Source organism: Heliomarina sp., from assembly GCF_052826185.1.
Genome location: NZ_JBRBUI010000053.1, coordinates 185,788 through 202,726 on the forward strand (window position 1 = coordinate 185,788; position 16,939 = coordinate 202,726).

At 62.9% G+C, this 16,939-nt stretch carries 18 protein-coding genes; 11 read left to right on the forward strand and 7 right to left on the reverse strand.

Annotation, left to right across the window (positions count from 1 at the left end; genetic code table 11):
- The first annotated feature begins 37 nt into the window (after positions 1 to 37).
- The 4 genes from ACU0FH_RS17555 to dxs are packed head-to-tail and all read left to right on the forward strand — an operon-like array spanning position 38 to position 4,039.
- Positions 38 to 970 (forward strand): histone deacetylase family protein, encoded by a 933-nt coding sequence (locus ACU0FH_RS17555; RefSeq protein WP_446195973.1) that lies wholly within the window; start codon positions 38 to 40, stop codon positions 968 to 970.
- Positions 963 to 1,205: an exodeoxyribonuclease VII small subunit gene (locus ACU0FH_RS17560; RefSeq protein ID WP_446195974.1), complete on the forward strand. Its 243-nt coding sequence runs from the start codon at positions 963 to 965 to the stop codon at positions 1,203 to 1,205. Before ACU0FH_RS17555 ends, ACU0FH_RS17560 begins: the two co-directional genes overlap by 8 nt.
- Complete coding sequence (locus ACU0FH_RS17565) at positions 1,206 to 2,072, forward strand: polyprenyl synthetase family protein (protein WP_446195975.1); 867 nt, start codon at positions 1,206 to 1,208, stop codon at positions 2,070 to 2,072. It begins immediately after the preceding gene.
- 38 nt (positions 2,073 to 2,110) lie between these two features.
- On the forward strand, positions 2,111 to 4,039 hold the full coding sequence (dxs, locus tag ACU0FH_RS17570) for a 1-deoxy-D-xylulose-5-phosphate synthase (RefSeq protein WP_446195976.1): 1,929 nt from the start codon (positions 2,111 to 2,113) through the stop codon (positions 4,037 to 4,039).
- A 49-nt stretch (positions 4,040 to 4,088) separates the two neighbouring features.
- Here dxs and ACU0FH_RS17575 read toward each other — a convergent pair whose 3' ends face one another.
- A complete protein-coding gene (locus tag ACU0FH_RS17575) occupies positions 4,089 to 4,946 on the reverse strand; it encodes an SDR family oxidoreductase (protein ID WP_446195977.1) in 858 nt (285 codons plus the stop codon).
- Between the two features lie 108 nt (positions 4,947 to 5,054).
- On the opposite strand from ACU0FH_RS17575, the gene paaA reads away from it, so the two are divergent.
- The 6 genes from paaA (at position 5,055) to ACU0FH_RS17605 (ending at position 9,340) form a co-directional block, all read left to right on the forward strand.
- Positions 5,055 to 6,050 (forward strand): 1,2-phenylacetyl-CoA epoxidase subunit PaaA, encoded by a 996-nt coding sequence (paaA, locus tag ACU0FH_RS17580; protein WP_446195978.1) that lies wholly within the window; start codon positions 5,055 to 5,057, stop codon positions 6,048 to 6,050.
- Positions 6,051 to 6,115: 65 nt separating this feature from the next.
- The gene (paaB, locus tag ACU0FH_RS17585; protein ID WP_238372289.1) at positions 6,116 to 6,397 is read left to right on the forward strand and encodes a 1,2-phenylacetyl-CoA epoxidase subunit PaaB; all 282 of its coding nucleotides are present in this window, start codon (positions 6,116 to 6,118) and stop codon (positions 6,395 to 6,397) included.
- Positions 6,397 to 7,131, forward strand: coding sequence for a 1,2-phenylacetyl-CoA epoxidase subunit PaaC (gene paaC / locus ACU0FH_RS17590; protein WP_446195980.1), 735 nt, complete (start codon positions 6,397 to 6,399; stop codon positions 7,129 to 7,131). Before paaB ends, paaC begins: the two co-directional genes overlap by 1 nt.
- Complete coding sequence (paaD, locus tag ACU0FH_RS17595; protein ID WP_446195982.1) at positions 7,125 to 7,622, forward strand: 1,2-phenylacetyl-CoA epoxidase subunit PaaD; 498 nt, start codon at positions 7,125 to 7,127, stop codon at positions 7,620 to 7,622. Before paaC ends, paaD begins: the two co-directional genes overlap by 7 nt.
- A 10-nt stretch (positions 7,623 to 7,632) precedes the next feature.
- Positions 7,633 to 8,682 (forward strand): 2Fe-2S iron-sulfur cluster-binding protein, encoded by a 1,050-nt coding sequence (locus tag ACU0FH_RS17600; RefSeq protein WP_446195983.1) that lies wholly within the window; start codon positions 7,633 to 7,635, stop codon positions 8,680 to 8,682.
- A 31-nt stretch (positions 8,683 to 8,713) separates the two neighbouring features.
- Positions 8,714 to 9,340, forward strand: coding sequence for a class I SAM-dependent DNA methyltransferase (locus tag ACU0FH_RS17605; RefSeq protein WP_446195984.1), 627 nt, complete (start codon positions 8,714 to 8,716; stop codon positions 9,338 to 9,340).
- A 60-nt stretch (positions 9,341 to 9,400) separates the two neighbouring features.
- Here the strand turns inward: ACU0FH_RS17605 and ACU0FH_RS17610 are convergent, their stop codons facing one another.
- The 5 genes from ACU0FH_RS17610 to ACU0FH_RS17630 all read right to left on the reverse strand — a co-directional run bounded on the left by ACU0FH_RS17610 (position 9,401) and on the right by ACU0FH_RS17630 (position 15,529).
- Complete coding sequence (locus tag ACU0FH_RS17610) at positions 9,401 to 10,180, reverse strand: carnitinyl-CoA dehydratase (protein WP_446195985.1); 780 nt, start codon at positions 10,178 to 10,180, stop codon at positions 9,401 to 9,403.
- A complete protein-coding gene (locus ACU0FH_RS17615) occupies positions 10,177 to 12,207 on the reverse strand; it encodes an acetate--CoA ligase family protein (protein WP_446195987.1) in 2,031 nt (676 codons plus the stop codon). Before ACU0FH_RS17615 ends, ACU0FH_RS17610 begins: the two co-directional genes overlap by 4 nt.
- 287 nt (positions 12,208 to 12,494) lie before the next feature.
- Complete coding sequence (locus ACU0FH_RS17620; RefSeq protein WP_446195988.1) at positions 12,495 to 13,655, reverse strand: acyl-CoA dehydrogenase family protein; 1,161 nt, start codon at positions 13,653 to 13,655, stop codon at positions 12,495 to 12,497.
- Positions 13,656 to 13,659: 4 nt separating this feature from the next.
- Positions 13,660 to 14,763 carry a TauD/TfdA family dioxygenase gene (locus tag ACU0FH_RS17625; protein ID WP_446195989.1) on the reverse strand — a complete coding sequence of 368 codons (1,104 nt, stop codon included), beginning with the start codon at positions 14,761 to 14,763 and terminating at the stop codon, positions 13,660 to 13,662.
- Positions 14,764 to 14,773: 10 nt separating this feature from the next.
- Positions 14,774 to 15,529, reverse strand: a complete 756-nt coding sequence (locus tag ACU0FH_RS17630) for a class II aldolase and adducin N-terminal domain-containing protein (RefSeq protein WP_088632356.1) — start codon at positions 15,527 to 15,529, stop codon at positions 14,774 to 14,776.
- Between the two features lie 104 nt (positions 15,530 to 15,633).
- Here ACU0FH_RS17630 and ACU0FH_RS17635 point away from each other — a divergent pair, with 104 nt between their 5' ends.
- Complete coding sequence (locus tag ACU0FH_RS17635; RefSeq protein ID WP_446195990.1) at positions 15,634 to 16,527, forward strand: LysR substrate-binding domain-containing protein; 894 nt, start codon at positions 15,634 to 15,636, stop codon at positions 16,525 to 16,527.
- On the opposite strand, the gene ACU0FH_RS17640 is transcribed toward ACU0FH_RS17635, so the two are convergent.
- A complete protein-coding gene (locus tag ACU0FH_RS17640; protein WP_446195991.1) occupies positions 16,497 to 16,916 on the reverse strand; it encodes a VOC family protein in 420 nt (139 codons plus the stop codon). The two genes, ACU0FH_RS17635 and ACU0FH_RS17640, sit on opposite strands and share 31 nt — an antisense overlap.
- Positions 16,917 to 16,939: the final 23 nt, after the last annotated feature.

Sequence of the window (16,939 nt, forward strand, 5' to 3'; positions counted from 1 at the left end):
CGGGAGTATTTCCGGCAAGAGGAAAACAGGAGTTGAGATGGTAACGGCGCTGATCACCCATGCGGATTGCCTGAAACATGAAACACCCGAGGGACATCCGGAGCGGGTGGCGCGGCTGGAACATGTGCTGCATGCGCTCGAGGATCTGGAGCTGCGGCGTGTGACCGCGCCGCTGGCGGCGGAGGATGATGTGCTGCGCGTGCATCCGGCGGCCTATCTGGCAGATATGAGGCGGGCTTTACCGCAGCACGGGATCGTGCAGATCGACGGCGATACCTTCTTGTCGCCGGGATCGCTCGATGCCGCGTTCCGCGGGGCGGGGGCGGTTGTGCGGGCGGTCGACATTGTACTGGGAGGCGAGGCCGGGAACGCCTTTGCCGCGATCCGCCCGCCGGGCCATCATGCGGAAACGGATACGGCCATGGGGTTCTGCCTGTTCGGCAATGCGGCGCTGGCAGCGAAATACGCGCTGGATCATCACGGCCTGAGCCGTGTGGCCGTGGTGGATTTCGATGTCCATCATGGGAATGGGACACAGGATTTGCTCTGGGACGAAAAGCGCGCATTGCTGGTGACAAGCCAGCAGGTGCCGCTCTGGCCCGGGACCGGCCGGACGGATGAGACCGGCGCGCATGACAATATCCTGAACGTGCCCCTGCCCCCCGAAAGCGGCGGGGCGCAGATGCGCGGCGAATACGAGGCGAAGGTGTTCCCCCGGCTGCGCGCCTTTGCGCCGGAACTGATTATCATCTCTGCCGGGTTCGACGCACACCGCGACGATCCCCTGGCTGAGCTCAACTGGGAAATCGAGGATTTCGCGTGGCTGACCGAACAGCTCTGTGCCCTCGCAGCGGAAATCTGCGGCGGCCGCGTGGTCTCGACTCTCGAGGGCGGCTATGATCTGAAAGCCCTGAGCGAAAGCGCGAGGGCGCATGTGCAGGAACTGATGAAGGCCGCGAGAGATGAGTGACAAACCCGTATCCGAGTTGAGCTTTGAAGAGGCGATGAAAGAGCTGGAAAGCGTCGTGGACCAGCTTGAGCGCGGGGATGTGCCGCTGGATGCCTCGATCACGCTTTACGAACGGGGGGCGGCACTCAAGAAACGCTGCGAGGAAGAGCTGAAGCGCGCCGAGGAAAAGGTCGCGGCCATCACGCTGGATGCGGATGGCAACCCGAGCGGGACCAAGCCTGTCGAAGGGCTCTGAATGTTCGAGGAAAAGCTGGCGGCGGCGGGATCTTTGATCGACACCCGCCTTGTGGGTCTGTTGGACGGGCTGAGCGATGTGCCGGTGGTGCAGGCGATGCGCCATGCGAGCCGGGGCGGGAAGGCGCTGCGCGGGTTCCTGGTGCTGGAATCGGCGCGGTTGCACGACGTGGAAGAGGCACGCGCGCTTTGGGCGGCCTGTGCGATAGAGGCGATGCACAGTTATTCTCTGGTTCATGACGACATGCCCTGTATGGATGATGACGACATGCGGCGCGGGCTGCCGACGGTTCATGTGAAATGGGACGAGGCGACGGCAGTGCTGACCGGCGATGCCCTGCAGGCTCTGGCGTTTGAATGCGCGGCCCATCCCGGGGCCGGTTCTGCCGAGGTGCGCGCGGACCTGACGCTCAGCCTTGCGCAGGCAGCGGGCGCGCGGGGCATGGTATTGGGTCAGGCGCTGGATATCGCGGCCGAAAGTGCCGATACGCCCCTGACCCTGTCGGAAATCACCGCCTTGCAGGCGGGCAAGACCGGTGCGCTGATCGAATGGGCGGCATGCGCGGGCGCGCGGCTTGCAGGGGCCGATATTTCCGCCTTACAGAGCTATGCCCGAGACATGGGCCTGGCCTTTCAGATCGCGGATGACATTCTTGACGTCGAGGGCAGCGCCGAGTTGACCGGCAAGGCCGTCGGCAAGGATGCAGCCGCTGGCAAGGCAACCTTTGTTTCGCTGCTGGGTCTGGACGAGGCCAAGACCCGCGCCACAGTGCTGACCGAAAGCGCCTGCGATGCGCTTGCGCCTTACGGAGACCGGGCGGAAACCTTGCGGGAAGCCGCGCGTTTCGTTATCTCGCGACAGGCATAGCCCGCACGATCCTGTTCCAGCCGCCGAAAGAGTGACCATTGTCAGACCGTCCCAATACCCCGCTGCTCGACAAGATCCACCGCCCCGCGGATATGAAATCGCTGACTGACAAGCAGCTGAACCAGCTCGCGGACGAGTTGCGGGCCGAGACGATTTCCGCTGTGTCCGTTACGGGCGGCCATCTTGGCGCCGGGCTGGGCGTGGTCGAGCTTACCGTGGCTTTGCACGCGGTTTTCGACACGCCGCGTGACAAGGTGATCTGGGATGTCGGGCACCAGTGCTATCCGCACAAAATCCTGACCGAACGCCGCGATCGTATCCGCACCCTTCGGATGAAGGACGGGCTGAGCGGTTTCACCAAGCGCGCCGAATCCCCCTATGACCCGTTTGGTGCGGCGCATAGTTCGACCTCGATCAGCGCAGCTCTGGGTTATGCCGTGGCCCGCGATCTGGGCGGGAATCCGCCCGAGGGCATTGGCGACAGCATCGCGGTGATCGGCGATGGCGCGATGAGCGCGGGCATGGCCTTTGAGGCAATGAACAACGCGGGCCATCTGGGCAAGCGGCTTATCGTTATCCTCAACGATAACGAGATGAGCATCGCACCGCCGGTCGGGGCGCTGTCGTCCTATCTCTCGCGGCTTTATGCCGAGGAACCGTTTCAGGAGCTGAAGGCCGCCGCCAAGGGGGCCGTTTCCCTCCTGCCCGGCCCGTTCCGCGAAGGTGCCAAGCGCGCCAAGGAAATGCTCAAGGGCATGGCGATGGGCGGTACGCTCTTCGAGGAACTTGGGTTTTCCTATATCGGCCCGATCGACGGGCATGACATGGACCAGCTTCTGCCGATCCTTCGGATGGTCAAGGCCCGTGCTCGGGGCCCCATCCTGATCCATGCACTGACCCGCAAGGGCAAGGGTTATCGCCCGGCGGAACAGGCCCGCGACAAGGGCCATGCGACCGCCAAGTTCGACGTGGTGACCGGCGAACAGACCAAGGCACCGTCGAACGCGCCCTCCTATACCAAGGTTTTCGGAGAAAACCTCGTCAAGCTGGCCACCGCTGATGACAAGATCTGCGCGGTTACGGCGGCGATGCCGGATGGCACGGGGCTGAACCTCTTTGCCGAACGCTTTCCCAGCCGGTGTTTCGACGTGGGCATCGCTGAACAACACGGCGTGACCTTTTCCGCCGCGCTGGCGGCTGGCGGGATGAAACCCTTTTGCGCGCTTTATTCAACTTTCCTCCAGCGCGGTTACGATCAGGTCGTGCATGACGTGGCAATCCAGCGCCTGCCGGTGCGTTTCGCCATTGATCGCGCCGGGCTTGTCGGGGCGGACGGGGCGACCCATGCGGGCAGCTACGACATTGCTTACCTCGCGAACCTGCCGGGCTTTACCGTGATGGCCGCCGCGGACGAGGCCGAGTTGGTGCATATGGTCGCCACCGCCGCCGCCCATGACAGCGGACCGATTGCCTTCCGCTATCCCCGTGGCGAGGGCACCGGTGTCGAGATGCCGGAACAAGGCGAGGTTCTGGAAATCGGCAAGGGCCGGATGATCCAGGAAGGCAAGCGCGTGGCAATCCTGTCCTTTGGCACGCGTCTGGCCGAAGTCGAGAAAGCCGCCGAAGCGCTGGCCGCCAAGGGCATCACACCTACCATCGCCGACGCCCGTTTCGCCAAGCCGCTGGACCGCGACCTGATCCTGCGCCTTGCCGCCGAGCATGAGGCGCTGATCACCATCGAAGAAGGCGCCGTCGGCGGTTTCGGCAGCCATGTGGCGCAGCTTCTTGGCGATGAGGGCGTGTTCGACCACGGGCTGAAATTCCGTTCCATGGTCTTCCCGGATATCTTCATCGACCAGTCCAGCCCGGCGGATATGTATGCCGTCGCCGGCATGAGCGCGGATGAGATCGAGAAAAAGGTGCTCGACGTGCTGGGTGTCGCGCGGATCGGCGAAAAGCGGGCGTGATTTCTGTCACCTCGTGAGGGTTCAGACGGCAATCTGACCCTTTTCGCGGTCAGCCGTTTTCGTCTTCCAATAACGACTGCAGCCCCTTCCGGTAATCCGGGTAGAGCAGTTCTACCCCCAGTTCCTCCTTGATGCGGTCGTTCCTGACACGCTTGCTTTCGGCGTAAAAGCTGCGGGCCATGGGGGTCATCTCGGCGGTCTCATAATCGACGGCGGGGGGAAGCGGCAGGCCGAGCAGTTCGGCGGCATGGGCGATCACGTCCTGTGGCGGGGCCGGGTCGTCATCGCAGAGGTTGTAGATCGCGCCGGGATTGGGTTGCGCAATCGAGGCGGCGAGCACCTGCGCGATGTCATCCACGTGGATGCGCGAGAAGACCTGCCCTTTCTTGATGACGCGCCGTGCGGTGCCCTTGCGGACCTTGGCAAAGGGGCCGCGACCGGGTCCATAGATTCCCGCCAGACGAAAGATATGCAGCGGCAGGTCGGGGATCGATTGCCATTCAGCCTCAGCCGCAACGCGCCATTTACCCCGCCGGGTCGAGGGGGTGAGCGGTGTCGATTCATCGACCCAACCGCCCTGATGATCGCCATAGACCCCGGTGGTCGAGAGATACCCGGCCCATTCGAGCCTTGGCGCCAGTTTCTCGATCTCGGGACGCAAGGCGCGCAGGACCGGGTCGCCCTCGGCATCCGGCCCGGCAGAGATCAGAAGATGCGTGGCCTCGGACAAGCCCTCGGGCGGCAGATCGCCCGGGAAAAGCACAGGTTCGACGCCGCTTGCGCGCAACGATTCGGCCTTGTCCGCGCTGCGTGTCGTGCCGATCACGCGCCAGCCCTGCGGGATCAGCAACCGGGTCAGCGCCCGCGCCGAAAAGCCATGACCGAAAGAAAACAATGTCTTGCCCATGCCCCTTGATGCGCGGCGGCGCGACCCGATGCAAGCGTTACGAAAACTGATTGATTTTTTGTTTTTCGTAACATATATTGTTTTTGCAAGTTTTGAGGAGCCTAGCCCATGTATAGCCAAGGTCTGATCGGCGCTGACGGTCGTAGCGAGGAAACCCCGGAATTTCTGGCGGCGTTCCAGGCGCGCGTGGATGCGGAAACCAAGATTGAACCGAATGACGATATGCCCGAGGGCTATCGCCGCACGCTTGTGCGTCAGATCGGCCAGCACGCGCATTCGGAAATTGTCGGCATGCTTCCCGAGGGCAACTGGATCACCCGAGCGCCAAGCCTGCGCCGCAAGGCGGCCCTGCTTGCCAAGGTGCAGGACGAAGGCGGCCACGGGCTTTACCTTTATTCCGCGGCAGAAACGCTGGGCGTGACGCGCAAGCAGATGACCGAAGAGCTGCTGGACGGGCGTGCGAAATATTCCTCGATCTTCAACTACCCGACGCTGAGCTGGGCAGATATCGGCATCATCGGCTGGCTGGTCGATGGCGCGGCGATCATGAACCAGATCCCGCTCTGCCGCTGTTCCTATGGCCCCTATGCCCGCGCGATGATCCGCGTTTGCAAGGAAGAGAGCTTTCACCAACGTCAGGGTTATGAAATCGTGATGAAACTGGCGCAGGGTACACCCGAGCAGAAGGCGATGGTGCAGGATGCGCTGAACCGCTGGTGGTGGCCGTCTATCATGATGTTCGGCCCACATGACGCGGACAGCCAGCATTCGGACCAGTCCATGGCCTGGAAGATCAAGCGATTCACCAATGACGAGCTGCGGCAGAAATTCATCGACGCCACCGTGCCGCAGGCCGAGTATCTCGACCTGACCCTGCCGGACCCGGACCTCAAATGGAACGAGGAAAAGGGCGGCTACGATCACGGCCCCATCGACTGGGACGAGTTCTGGCGTGTGGTGAAGGGTTTCGGCCCGATGGCCAAGGACCGCGTCAAGGCGCGCAAGAAGGCCTGGGACGATGGCGAGTGGGTGCGCGAAGCGGCGCTGGCCCATGCGGAGAAGCGTAAGGCCCGCGCGCAGGCCGCGCCGATGGCAGCCGAGTAAGGGGGCTCTGCCCCCGTCCGCCAAGGCGGACACCCCCGGAGTAATTTTAGCAAGAGGAAAACGCCATGAGTGGTGAAGTGCCCCTTTGGGAAGTGTTCATCCGGCCCCGTAACGGGTTGGCGCACAAGCATGTCGGATCGCTGCATGCGACGGACGAGGTGATGGCCCTGCAGGCGGCGCGCGATGTGTATACACGGCGCGGCGAGGGGAATTCGATCTGGGTGGTGGCCTCGAGCGCGATCACCGCGAGCGATCCGGATCAGGCGGGTGAGAATTTCGAGCCCGGCGAGAAGATCTATCGTCACCCGACCTTCTACGAGATCCCGGACGAAGTGGGGCATATGTGATGGCCCTGTTCGACGCTTTGCTGGAACTGGCCGACGATCATCTGGTGCTGGGTCACCGGGTGAGCGAATGGTGTGGCCATGCGCCGATGCTGGAAGAAGACCTTGCCATGCCGAACATGGCGCTGGACGTCATCGGCACCGCGCGGTCCCTGTACGATTACGCCGGCAAGGTCGAAGGTGCCGGGCGTGACGAGGACGATCTGGCCTATCTGCGGGGCGAACGCGAGTATCGCAACCTGCTGCTGGTCGAGCGTCCGAACGACGATTTCGCTCATACCATGCTGCGCCAGCTGTATTTCGCGGCCTTCATGCACCCCTACTGGACGGCGGCGCTGACCAGCAAGGATGAGACCATCCAGGGCATCGCCGGCAAGGCGGTCAAGGAAATGGCCTATCACATCCGCCATGCGGGGGAGTGGGTTGTGCGCCTTGGCGACGGGACCGAGGAGAGCGCGCGCCGGATGGCAGATGCGATTCAGTCCCTGTCGATCTATGTCGGCGAGTTGTTCGAGGAAGGCGCGGCCGAAGGGGTGGATGTGCTGCCCTCTCGCGCCGCTGTTCGCGATGAATGGCTTGCGACGGTCAAACGGGTGTTTGACGAGGCCGGCCTGACCTTCGAGGACTCGAAGTTTCCGCAGACCGGCGGGCGTTCAGGCGTTCATGGCGAAGGTTTGGGCCATATGCTTGCCGAGATGCAATCGGTGCATCGCGCCCATCCGGGGGCGACGTGGTAGGCACGGCCACATCTCTGGACGAGGCGCGCGCCTGGGCGGCGGCCTCTGCGGTGCCGGACCCCGAGGTGCCCTGCGTGACGGTGGCCGATCTTGGCATCCTGCGCTGGGTCCGGGTTGAGGGTTGCACGGCCGTCGCCGGTGTGACGCCGACCTATTCGGGCTGCCCGGCGGTGCTTGCCATCGAGTTGGCGGTCGAGACCGCGCTCTTGGATGCCGGGTTCGAGGCTCGGGTGGAGCGGGTCATGTCGCCGCCCTGGACCACCGACTGGATCACCGAAGAGGGGCGTGAAAAGCTGCGAGACTACGGCATCGCGCCGCCTGTGGAGCAATCGGGCTCGAAACTGGCGCTTTTTGGCGAGACAAAGGTAGCCTGCCCGAAATGCGGCTCGGATCATACCGAGAAGCTGTCGGAATTCGGCTCTACCGCCTGCAAGGCGCATTACCGCTGCACTGCCTGCGGCGAACCCTTTGACTATTTCAAATGCATCTGAGGACACGTCCATGTTTCATAACCTGACCATCAGCGAGATCCGCCGTGAAACCGACGATTCCGTCGCAATCAGTTTCGACGTGCCCGAAGATCTGCGCAGCGCTTTCACTTACAAGCCCGGGCAGTACCTGACCCTGCGTTCGGACGTGAACGGGGAAGACATCCGGCGTTCCTACTCCATCGCCTCGGCGCCGGGCGCACCGCTGACCGTTGGTGTCAAACAGGTGCCGGACGGGGCGTTTTCGACCTTCTGCCAGTCGCTAAAGCCCGGCTCGACCCTTGCGGTGATGGCGCCCGAGGGGCGGTTCATCGCCTCGGAAGAAGAAAAGCTGGTTCTGATCGCGGCCGGTTCCGGGATCACGCCGATGATGGCGATTGCCGCCGATGCGCTGGCGCGCGGGGCCGAGGTGACGCTGATCTATGGCAACCGCCAGACCGACAGCATCATGTTCCGTTCGGCGCTCGAGGCGATGAAGGACAAGTATCTTAACCGCTTTACCCTGATCCATATCCTCAGCCGCGAAGAGCAGGATGTACCGATCCTGAATGGCCGTGTCTCAGGGGAAAAAGTCACCCAGCTGGCACAGGCCGGCGCGGTCGACCTTGAGTCCGCCGACGGGATTTTCCTGTGCGGTCCGGGCGAAATGATCGACAATGTGACCGGGACGTTGGAACAGCAGGGCATCGACCGCGCCCGCATCCATTTCGAACGCTTTACGCAGGATGGCGAAGCCCCGCGCAAGCCGCGTTCAGAGGCTGCGGATGCCGCCGCCAAGTCCGGTGTGGCCGTGACCGTGGTGCTTGATGGTGCCTCGCGCAATTTCACCGTACAGGAGAGCGATGACACGGTGCTGGACGCCGCCGCGCGTCAGGGGTTGGAACTGCCTTTCTCCTGCAAGGGCGGCATGTGCTGTACCTGCCGCTGCAAGGTCGCCGAAGGCTCGGCAGAGATGGCGGTGAACTACTCGCTCGAGCCCTGGGAGACCGAAGCAGGGTTCGTACTTGCCTGCCAAACGCGCCCGACCAGCGAAAAACTGGTGCTGGATTTCGACGCGGCTTGAATCTCGGGTCGGGATTTGTTTGCCTTAGGGCATGACTGATCCCGATCTGGAGGCAGCCTACGCGCTGCGAACCCCCGATGATTCCCGTCGGCTCTATGCCGACTGGGCCAATGATTACGACATGACGTTCGCGGCGCAGGAGGATTACGAACTCCACCTGCACACCGCGCGCGCCTTTGCGCAGGCGGGCGGCAAGGGCCCCGTTCTCGACGTGGGCGCTGGCACCGGGCTTTGCGGTCTGGCGCTGGCCGGACACCGGATGAAACCGGTCGACGCGGTCGATATCTCGCCCGAAATGCTGGAAGTGGCGATGAAAAAGGGCGTCTACCGCAAATCCTTCGAGGCCGATCTGACTGTCGGCCTGCCGATGGAAGATGAAAGCTACGAGGGTATCGTGTCCTCGGGCACGTTCACCACAGGCCATGTGGGGCCGGATGCCATCGACGCCCTGCTGCCGGTCGCCTGCAAGGGCGCGGTTTTTGCGCTCTCGATCAATCAGAAACATTACGTTTCGGAAGGGTTCGAGGCGAAATTCGCCGAGTTGTCCGAGGGCGCGATCGAAGGACTCGAGCTAATCGAAACCAAGATCTACGGTGTCAAGGCGACCGGCGCCCACAAGGAAGATACCGCGCTGATCGCGGTTTTCCGCAAGGCGTAAGCTTGGAAACAGGCCGGTACCCCGCAAGGCACCGGCCTGTTTTCTGCCGGAGGGTTGGGCCTAGCGCCCTTTCCAGACCGGATCGCGTTTCTCGGCAAAGGCGCGCGCACCTTCCATCTGATCCTCGGAGGAATAGAGCACATCCACCGTCGCCAGATGCCGCCCGGTGATCCGGTTCATCGCATCCTGGAACTTCGAACCCTCGGCGTCGCGAACGATTTCCTTGATCGCCGCGTAGACCAGCGGCGGACCCGAGGCGAGCAGCCGCGCCTGCTCCCACACGCGGTCCATCAGCTTGTCCGAGGGCACGACTTCGTTCACCAGCCCCCAGCGATGCGCCTCATGCACGTCGAACCAGCGCCCGGTCAAAAGCAGCTCCATCGCGATGTGATAGGGGATGCGCTTGGGCAGTTTGATGCTGGCCGCGTCGGCCACCGTGCCTGAACGAATCTCTGGCAGGGCAAAGGTGGCATGTTCCGCGGCGATGATGATATCCGCACTCAGCGCCAGTTCCAGCCCGCCGCCAAAGGCGATGCCGTTGACCGCCGCGATCACCGGCTTGTTCATGTCACGCATTTCCTGCAACCCGCCAAAGCCGCCAACGCCGTAATTGCCGTCGACCGCGTCGCCATCCGCCGCCGCCTTCAGATCCCAGCCGGGGCAAAAGAATTTTTCCCCGCCCCCGGTAATGATCGCGACGCGCATATCCGGATCGTCGCGGAAATCGCGGAACACCTCGCCCATTTCGACAGAGGTCTTGAGGTCGATGGCATTGGCCTTGGGCCGGTCCAGCGTGACCAGCAATACGCCGCCATCGCGTTCGGTTTTCAACGGGCTCATGTCTTTGCCTTTCGGATCAGGGCATCCGCCGCCACAGCCCTTTCGGGCGTGCAGATCAGCGGATTGATTTCAATTTCACTCAGGGTTTCCGCGTGGGCCGTAACATAGGCCTGTACCGCGTCGACCGCATCAAGCAGGGATTTCATACAGATACCGGGCTTGCCGCGATACCCGTTCAGCACCGGCGCGCAGGCCAGTTTCTGCACGGCACTGGCGACGGCCTCACGGTCACTGGGCACCAGCAACGACACGGTATCGCGCAACAGCTCGGTCTGCACACCGCCCGCCCCGATCGTAAGGACGAACCCATGCGCCGGGTCCAGCGTGACCCCGACGAGCAGCTCTGCCACCGCGCCGCCGATCATCTCTTCGACAAGGTAGCCGCCGGCGCTCATGCCGGTTGCCGCCGCTTCGATCTCGGCCGCCGTCAGGCCCAGCACAACCGCGCCATGTTCTGATTTATGGGCAAGCCCGGTGCCCTTGAGCACCAGCGGCGCGCGCAATTCGCCCGCCATACCCGCCGCTTCTTCCGGCGTTCCGGCCAAACGCGACTGCGGCACGTCCAGACCGAAACCCGCCAAGGCCTGCTTGGCCTCGGATTCACCGATCAGCTCGATGTCTTCCGGCTGGCCGGGCAAAAGCACAGGATCGCCCAGTTCGCCCGAGACACGCCCAAGCCGCGCGGCAGCTGCGGCAGCAACCAGCGCCTCGCGCATCCCGCAGAGCGGCACGACGCCCCCCGCCATCAACCGCTGCGCGACATTCGACGGCATCAGTTCCGGCAGGCTGGAGACCACGGCAAAGGGACGACCGGTTTCGCTGCGCACCCCAAGCGCGGCCTCGGTGGCGCATTCCCATGCACTGGCATCCGTATGCGGATAATCCACGACGCTGAGCGTCAGCGCGATATCCGCGCCGGTCATCCCCGACCACGCCCGCGTCATCGCAGGCGCATCGCCCCAGATATAGGTGTGGTAATCCAGAGGGTTGGCGAGCGCCACCATCGGGCCCAGTGCCGCGCGCAGCCCCTCCTTCTGGCTAGGCTCCAGCGCTGGAAACACCAGGTCGCGCGGTTCCGCCAGATCCGCCATCAGACTCGCCTCGCCCCCCGAACAGCTGATCGACGCGATCCGGTTCGACGCCAGCGGGCCGACACAATGCAAAAGCTTCAGCGTCTCCAGAAACTCCGGCAGGTCGCGGACCCGCACGAACCCCAGCCGATCCAGCAAGGCCTGTGCCCCCGCATCGCTCCCGGCAAGCGAGGCCGTATGCGAAACCGTCGCGCGCCGCGCCTGTTCCGAGGCCCCGACCTTGAGGGCGACAACCGGAACATTCCTTTCACGCGCGGCATGGGCCAGATCCTCCCATTGCCGCAGATCACCAAACCCTTCGATATGCAACCCGATGGCCGTGACCCTCGGATCATCGAGCATCGCAAGCGCAAGCTCCGCCTGCGAGGTCTGCGCCATGTTCCCACAGGTCAGCATGTACCCGATCGGCAGCCCCCGCCGCTGCATCGTCATGTTGATCGCGATGTTAGAGGACTGAGTCAGAATGGCGACCCCGGAGTCGACAGGGCTCATCCCGTGCTGGTCCGGCCATATCGCGGCCCCGTCGAGCGCATTGACGAAACCATAGCAGTTCGGGCCAAAGATCGGCATATCGCCAGCCGCCTCCAGCAAACGCGCCTGCAATTCCACGCCGGACGCATCTTCTTCATGCGCCTCGGAAAAACCGGAGGCAAAACAGACGGCCCCGCCAGCACCGAGGCTCCGCAACTCCCCCACGATGTCGATCGTCGCATGGCGATTCACCCCGATGAACGCGACATCGATTTCCCCCGCCCAATCAGAAAGAGAACGCACCGAAGCCATCCCGGCGATCTCCTTGCCACCCGGATGCACGGGAAAAATATCTCCCTTGAAGCCGATCTGCCGCGCGGCGCCAATGATCGACGCACACCATGTACCGCCGCCCACGACGGCAATGCTGCGCGGAGCCAGCATGCGCTTCATATCACGCGCCATTCATCCACCTCATCGAATTTGGATAGTCCGGATGACTCCGGCGGGGATATTTTAAGACCCAAAGAAGCAGGGGACTCTGCGTTATTGGTAACCATTTGTTGACCATCTTCAGCCATGCTGGAAAAGCGGTACAGGCGGGGACGTCGATGATCGCACCCGAAGAAGCCCCCTGTTGCCTGACGCGACAGGGGGTGGATTCTTTCTTCTTCTTTGGGTCAAAAATATCCCGGGGGTCCGGGGGCAGAGCCCCCGGTTCGACCGTAGCTCTCCACACGGATTCATCTCGATCATGCGCCAAGCGGACGCAGCAGATCGCGGCTGATGATGTGTCGCTGGATTTCCGACGTACCGTCCCAGATCCTTTCCACACGCGCGTCGCGCCAGAAACGCTCCAGCGGGTAGTCATCCATCAGGCCCATCCCACCATGGATCTGGATTGCCGCGTCTGTCACCCTTGCCAGCATTTCGCTGGCGTAAAGCTTGGCCGAGGCGATCTCGCGGTTCGACGGCAGGCCCTTATCCAGCCGATCGGCGGCGGCAAGGGTCAGCAGATCGGCGGCGTCGATTTCGGTGATCATGTCGGCAAGCTGAAAGCTCACACCCTGAAACTTGCCGATGGGCTGGCCGAACTGTTCCCGCTCGGCCGAATAATTCAGCGCGTAATCGAACACCCGACGGGCCCGCCCGACCGACATGGTCGCAACCGTGATCCGCGTTGCATAGAGCCACGTGTTCATCACGTCGAAACCGCCGTCGACTTCGCCAAGCACCTGCGCGTTCGGAAGACGGCAATCGTCAAATTCGAGGATCATGTTTTTGTAGCCTCGGTGGCTGACCGATTTATAACCGTCCCGGATCTTGAAACCGGGCGTACCCCGGTCCACGAGAAAGGCGGTGATCCGTTTCTTGGGGCCTTTCGGGGTCTGGTCTTCTCCGGTCGCGATGAAAACGATGACAAAATCCGCGTGGTCGGCACCCGAAATGAAATGTTTCGTGCCATTCACCACCCAGTCGCCACCATCCCGGCGCGCCATACATTTCATCCCCCTCACGTCCGAACCTGCGCCCGGTTCGGTCATCGCCAGCGCGTCCATCCGCTCGCCGCGCACGGCGGGCATCAGGTAGCGTTCCTTCTGCTCCCCCTCGCAGGCCATCAGGATGTTCTGGGGGCGGCCAAAGAAATGGTTCAGCGCCATTGACCCCCGCCCGAGTTCCCGCTCGACCAGCGCGAATTCAAGGTGACTCAGCCCGGCGCAGCCCACGCTTTCGGGAAAGTTGCAGGCGTAGAACCCAAGCTCGAGCGTCTTGCGCTTGATCTCCTCGGCGATCTCCGCCGGCACTTCGCCGGTGCGTTCGACCAGTTCCTCGTGGGGGTAGATCTCCTTTTCGACAAAGCTCCGCACGGTGGAGACGATCATCTCCTGCTCGTCGGTCAATCCGTATTGCATGTAATCAGTAGCCTTGTTTCACCAGAGTTCTGTAGGTCGAGCGCAATGCGCCCCGGTCGACATAGCAGCCACGCAGGTGGCGTTCGCCGCTGGTGGCGACAAAGGCTTCGCGCCCATGCACCACGCGATGGTTGTCGAAGACGATGCATTCGCCCGCATTCAGCCGGAAGGTGTTCATGAATTCCGGCGACCGCAGCATTTTCAGGAACTTGCAGAAGGCCGGATAGTAGCGGTCCAGCAGGTTCTGCGGCAGGTCGAAGACATCGGCGAGGTGCTGCGATACCGTGACGCCCGACACGTCGCCGCGCGCATCCAGTTCGATCACGCGCTGATGCGCCCGGTAATCCCAGCCGTCATGGCGGCGCATGAAGGGGATGTCGTGACTGGCGAGCAGCTCAAAGGCTTCGGGGTCTTCGGCCTTGAGCGCTTCGGCCACGGCCACCCCGTCAACGAACAACGACAGCCCGCCCTGCACCGAATTGCGGCGGCAATGCAGGAACTGAACGCCGGGCGCCGCCTCTTCCGAGGGCAGATCGGTGTGCATTTCCAACGCCCCCGCCGTATAGGCAAGGTTGGTCGGGTTGATGTGCAGCTTGACGTCAAAGTAATAGCCATCGACGCAGGGCGTGATCGGCCCCAGCACCTGTGTCAGCCGCGTCAGGCCCTCGTCGCTGTCTTCCATGTCGCGGACCAGCGCGATGCCGTCCTCGATCAGCGCACGGGCGAATTTCGCGCGTTCTGCCGGATCGCTGTCCAGCGCGGGCTGGCTCACCCGCGCCCAGCTCTCGTAGGACCCGTTGCGCCATGCCCGTCGCGGGATCATCGCCGGGTCGCGCGGCGCGGCGGTTTCACCCCAGGCATCCAGCCAGTCCAGCGGAAAGCGCGATTCCAGCGGCTCCCCTTTCCAGCGGATCACCAGCGTGTTTTCCTCCATCCGCGCCTCTTCGGGCAGCGGATCGCCTTCAAGACCCGAGATGTCGAACACCCGTTCGCGTGTGACCGGATCGATCGACGTCGGATCGTTGTCGCGCAGCCAGAAATAGTTAAAATATCCCTGTCCCGAAGCGAGTGGCAGCCTCAGGCCCTTGTCTTCCAGTTTGATGTTCATGGTCGTTGCCTCAGCTGGCGTAGTTGGAACCTTCGTCGTCGAGAATAAGCTTCAGCTCGGTCAGGTGGCGGTCGCCCTGCCCCGGATAGTTCTCAAGCTCTTGCGCTGTCTTCTCGGCAATATCGTCGGGCAGCACGCGCAGCGGCTGACCGGTCTGGAGCGCCCGGATATAGGTCTCGGCGGCGCGCTCGAAATAGTAGAGACGGTTGAACGTGTCGGCCACGCTGTCTCCGATCACCAGCACCCCGTGGTTGCCCATGATCATGACCTTCTTTTTGGGATCGCTCAGCAGCGTGGCGCAGCGTTCGCCCTCATCCTCGAAAGCCAGCCCGCCATAACCTTCGTCGATCACGTAGCGATTGTAGAAGGTGGCGCAGTTCTGGTCGATCGGCGGCAGGTTGCTGTCCTTGAGAGAGGCCAGAACCGTGGCATGGATCGAATGCACATGCATGACACAGCGCGCGTGCGGGCAGTGCCGGTGGATCCCGCCATGCAGGCCCCATGCGGTCGGGTCCGGCGCATCCGGGCCTTTCAGCGTATCTGGGTTGTTCGCGTCGATCTCCAGCAGGTCCGAGGCGCGAATACGCGAGAAATGCACCTGGTTGCGGTTCATCAGGAACTTGGTGCCCTCATCGTTGATCGCCAGCGAAAAGTGGTTTGCCACTGCCTCATGAAAGTTCAGCCGCGCCGTCCAGCGAAAGGCTGCCGCCATGTCCACCCTTTCGGGCCAGTGGTTCATGTTCGGGCGCAGTTCGGTGATGCTCATCTGATCTCTCCTTGTCTGGCCGCAAACCTGCATCCGGCGCGAATATTTGACCAATGAAAAAAACGATGGCTTGTCATTAGTTGTGCTTATGGCAAAATTATGCAATGAAAACCGCCCTTCCTCCCCTTGGCTGGCTGCGCACCTTCGAGGCAGCCGCCCGCCACCTGTCTTTCACCGGCGCCGCGCATGATCTGAACATGACGCAAAGCGCGGTTTCCCAGCAAATCAAGTCGCTCGAGGGCTATCTCGGACAGCCCCTGTTCATCCGCCGCCCCCGCGCGCTGGAACTGACCGAGGCGGGAATTACCTATCTCCCGGTGGTGCGCGACGCCTTCCGCACGCTTCTGCGCGGCACACGCGCCGTAACCGGGCAGCAGGGCGACGTGGTGCAGGTCATCTGCAATCTCAGCCTTGCCTGTTTCTGGCTCGCTCCCCGCCTGCCGCAGTTTCGCGCCGCCCATCCCGAGGTCAAGCTGAACCTGATCACCGAGTTGTGGGAGCCGCGCGAAATGGCCGAGAATGCGGATGTGGAAATCCGCTATTCGGTGCGCCCCTCGGATACCGTCCGGGCCGAACAGCTCTGCTCCGATTATTACTACCCGGTCTGCGCGCCAGACTTTCCCGTGACTCTCGACACGCTACAGGACCAGCCGCTTTACGAATGCTCGAACCTGCTCTGTAGTTGGGCGAACTGGGCCGAGGATCAGGCGCTAAGCTGGGGCGATCCGACGATTGTCACCGCAACGACCTTCGCGCTGACCATGTCTATTGCCCGCGCGGGGGGCGGGCTGACACTGGCCCATGATACCATCGCATCGTGGATGATCGAACGTGGCGAGTTGATCGCGCCCTTCAGCCATCGCGCCCCCATGGCCGAGGCTTATTATCTTATCCTGTCCCCACAGGCCGAACGCTCCCCGGGCGCCATCGCCTTTGCCAACTGGGTCCGCGCCGAATTCGCCCGCGATCAAAGCACCCGGCTCGGCACCCAGGCATAACCGTTCTCACAAAGGACATAGGCCTCGCGCAGCCCATGCGGTTTGTCCGTCGGCGCTTGCAGGATAGTCGCGCCCGCGGCTTCGGCCTTATCCACCGCGGCCTCCGGATCGCTGTCGTACAGACGAATCTCGATTCCCGCCCCGCGCGGCGGGGTCTCGGGCAAAAGCCCCAGCAGCGGATTCGCGTGATAGGTGCCGTCAGAGTGAATTTGAAACACCTGCTTGCCATAGCGAAGAATAGCGAAATCATCCGAAACCTGATGCGCGGTCATGCCGAAAACCCCGGTCAGAAAAGCGCATTGCCGCCGCACGTCCCGCACCAGCAGGTTGATGCCCAAGCCACTGAGGGAGCGTCCGAAATCCTCGGGTGAGACCGTATCGTAATCCATGACACCCAGCCTGCCCAAGCAAA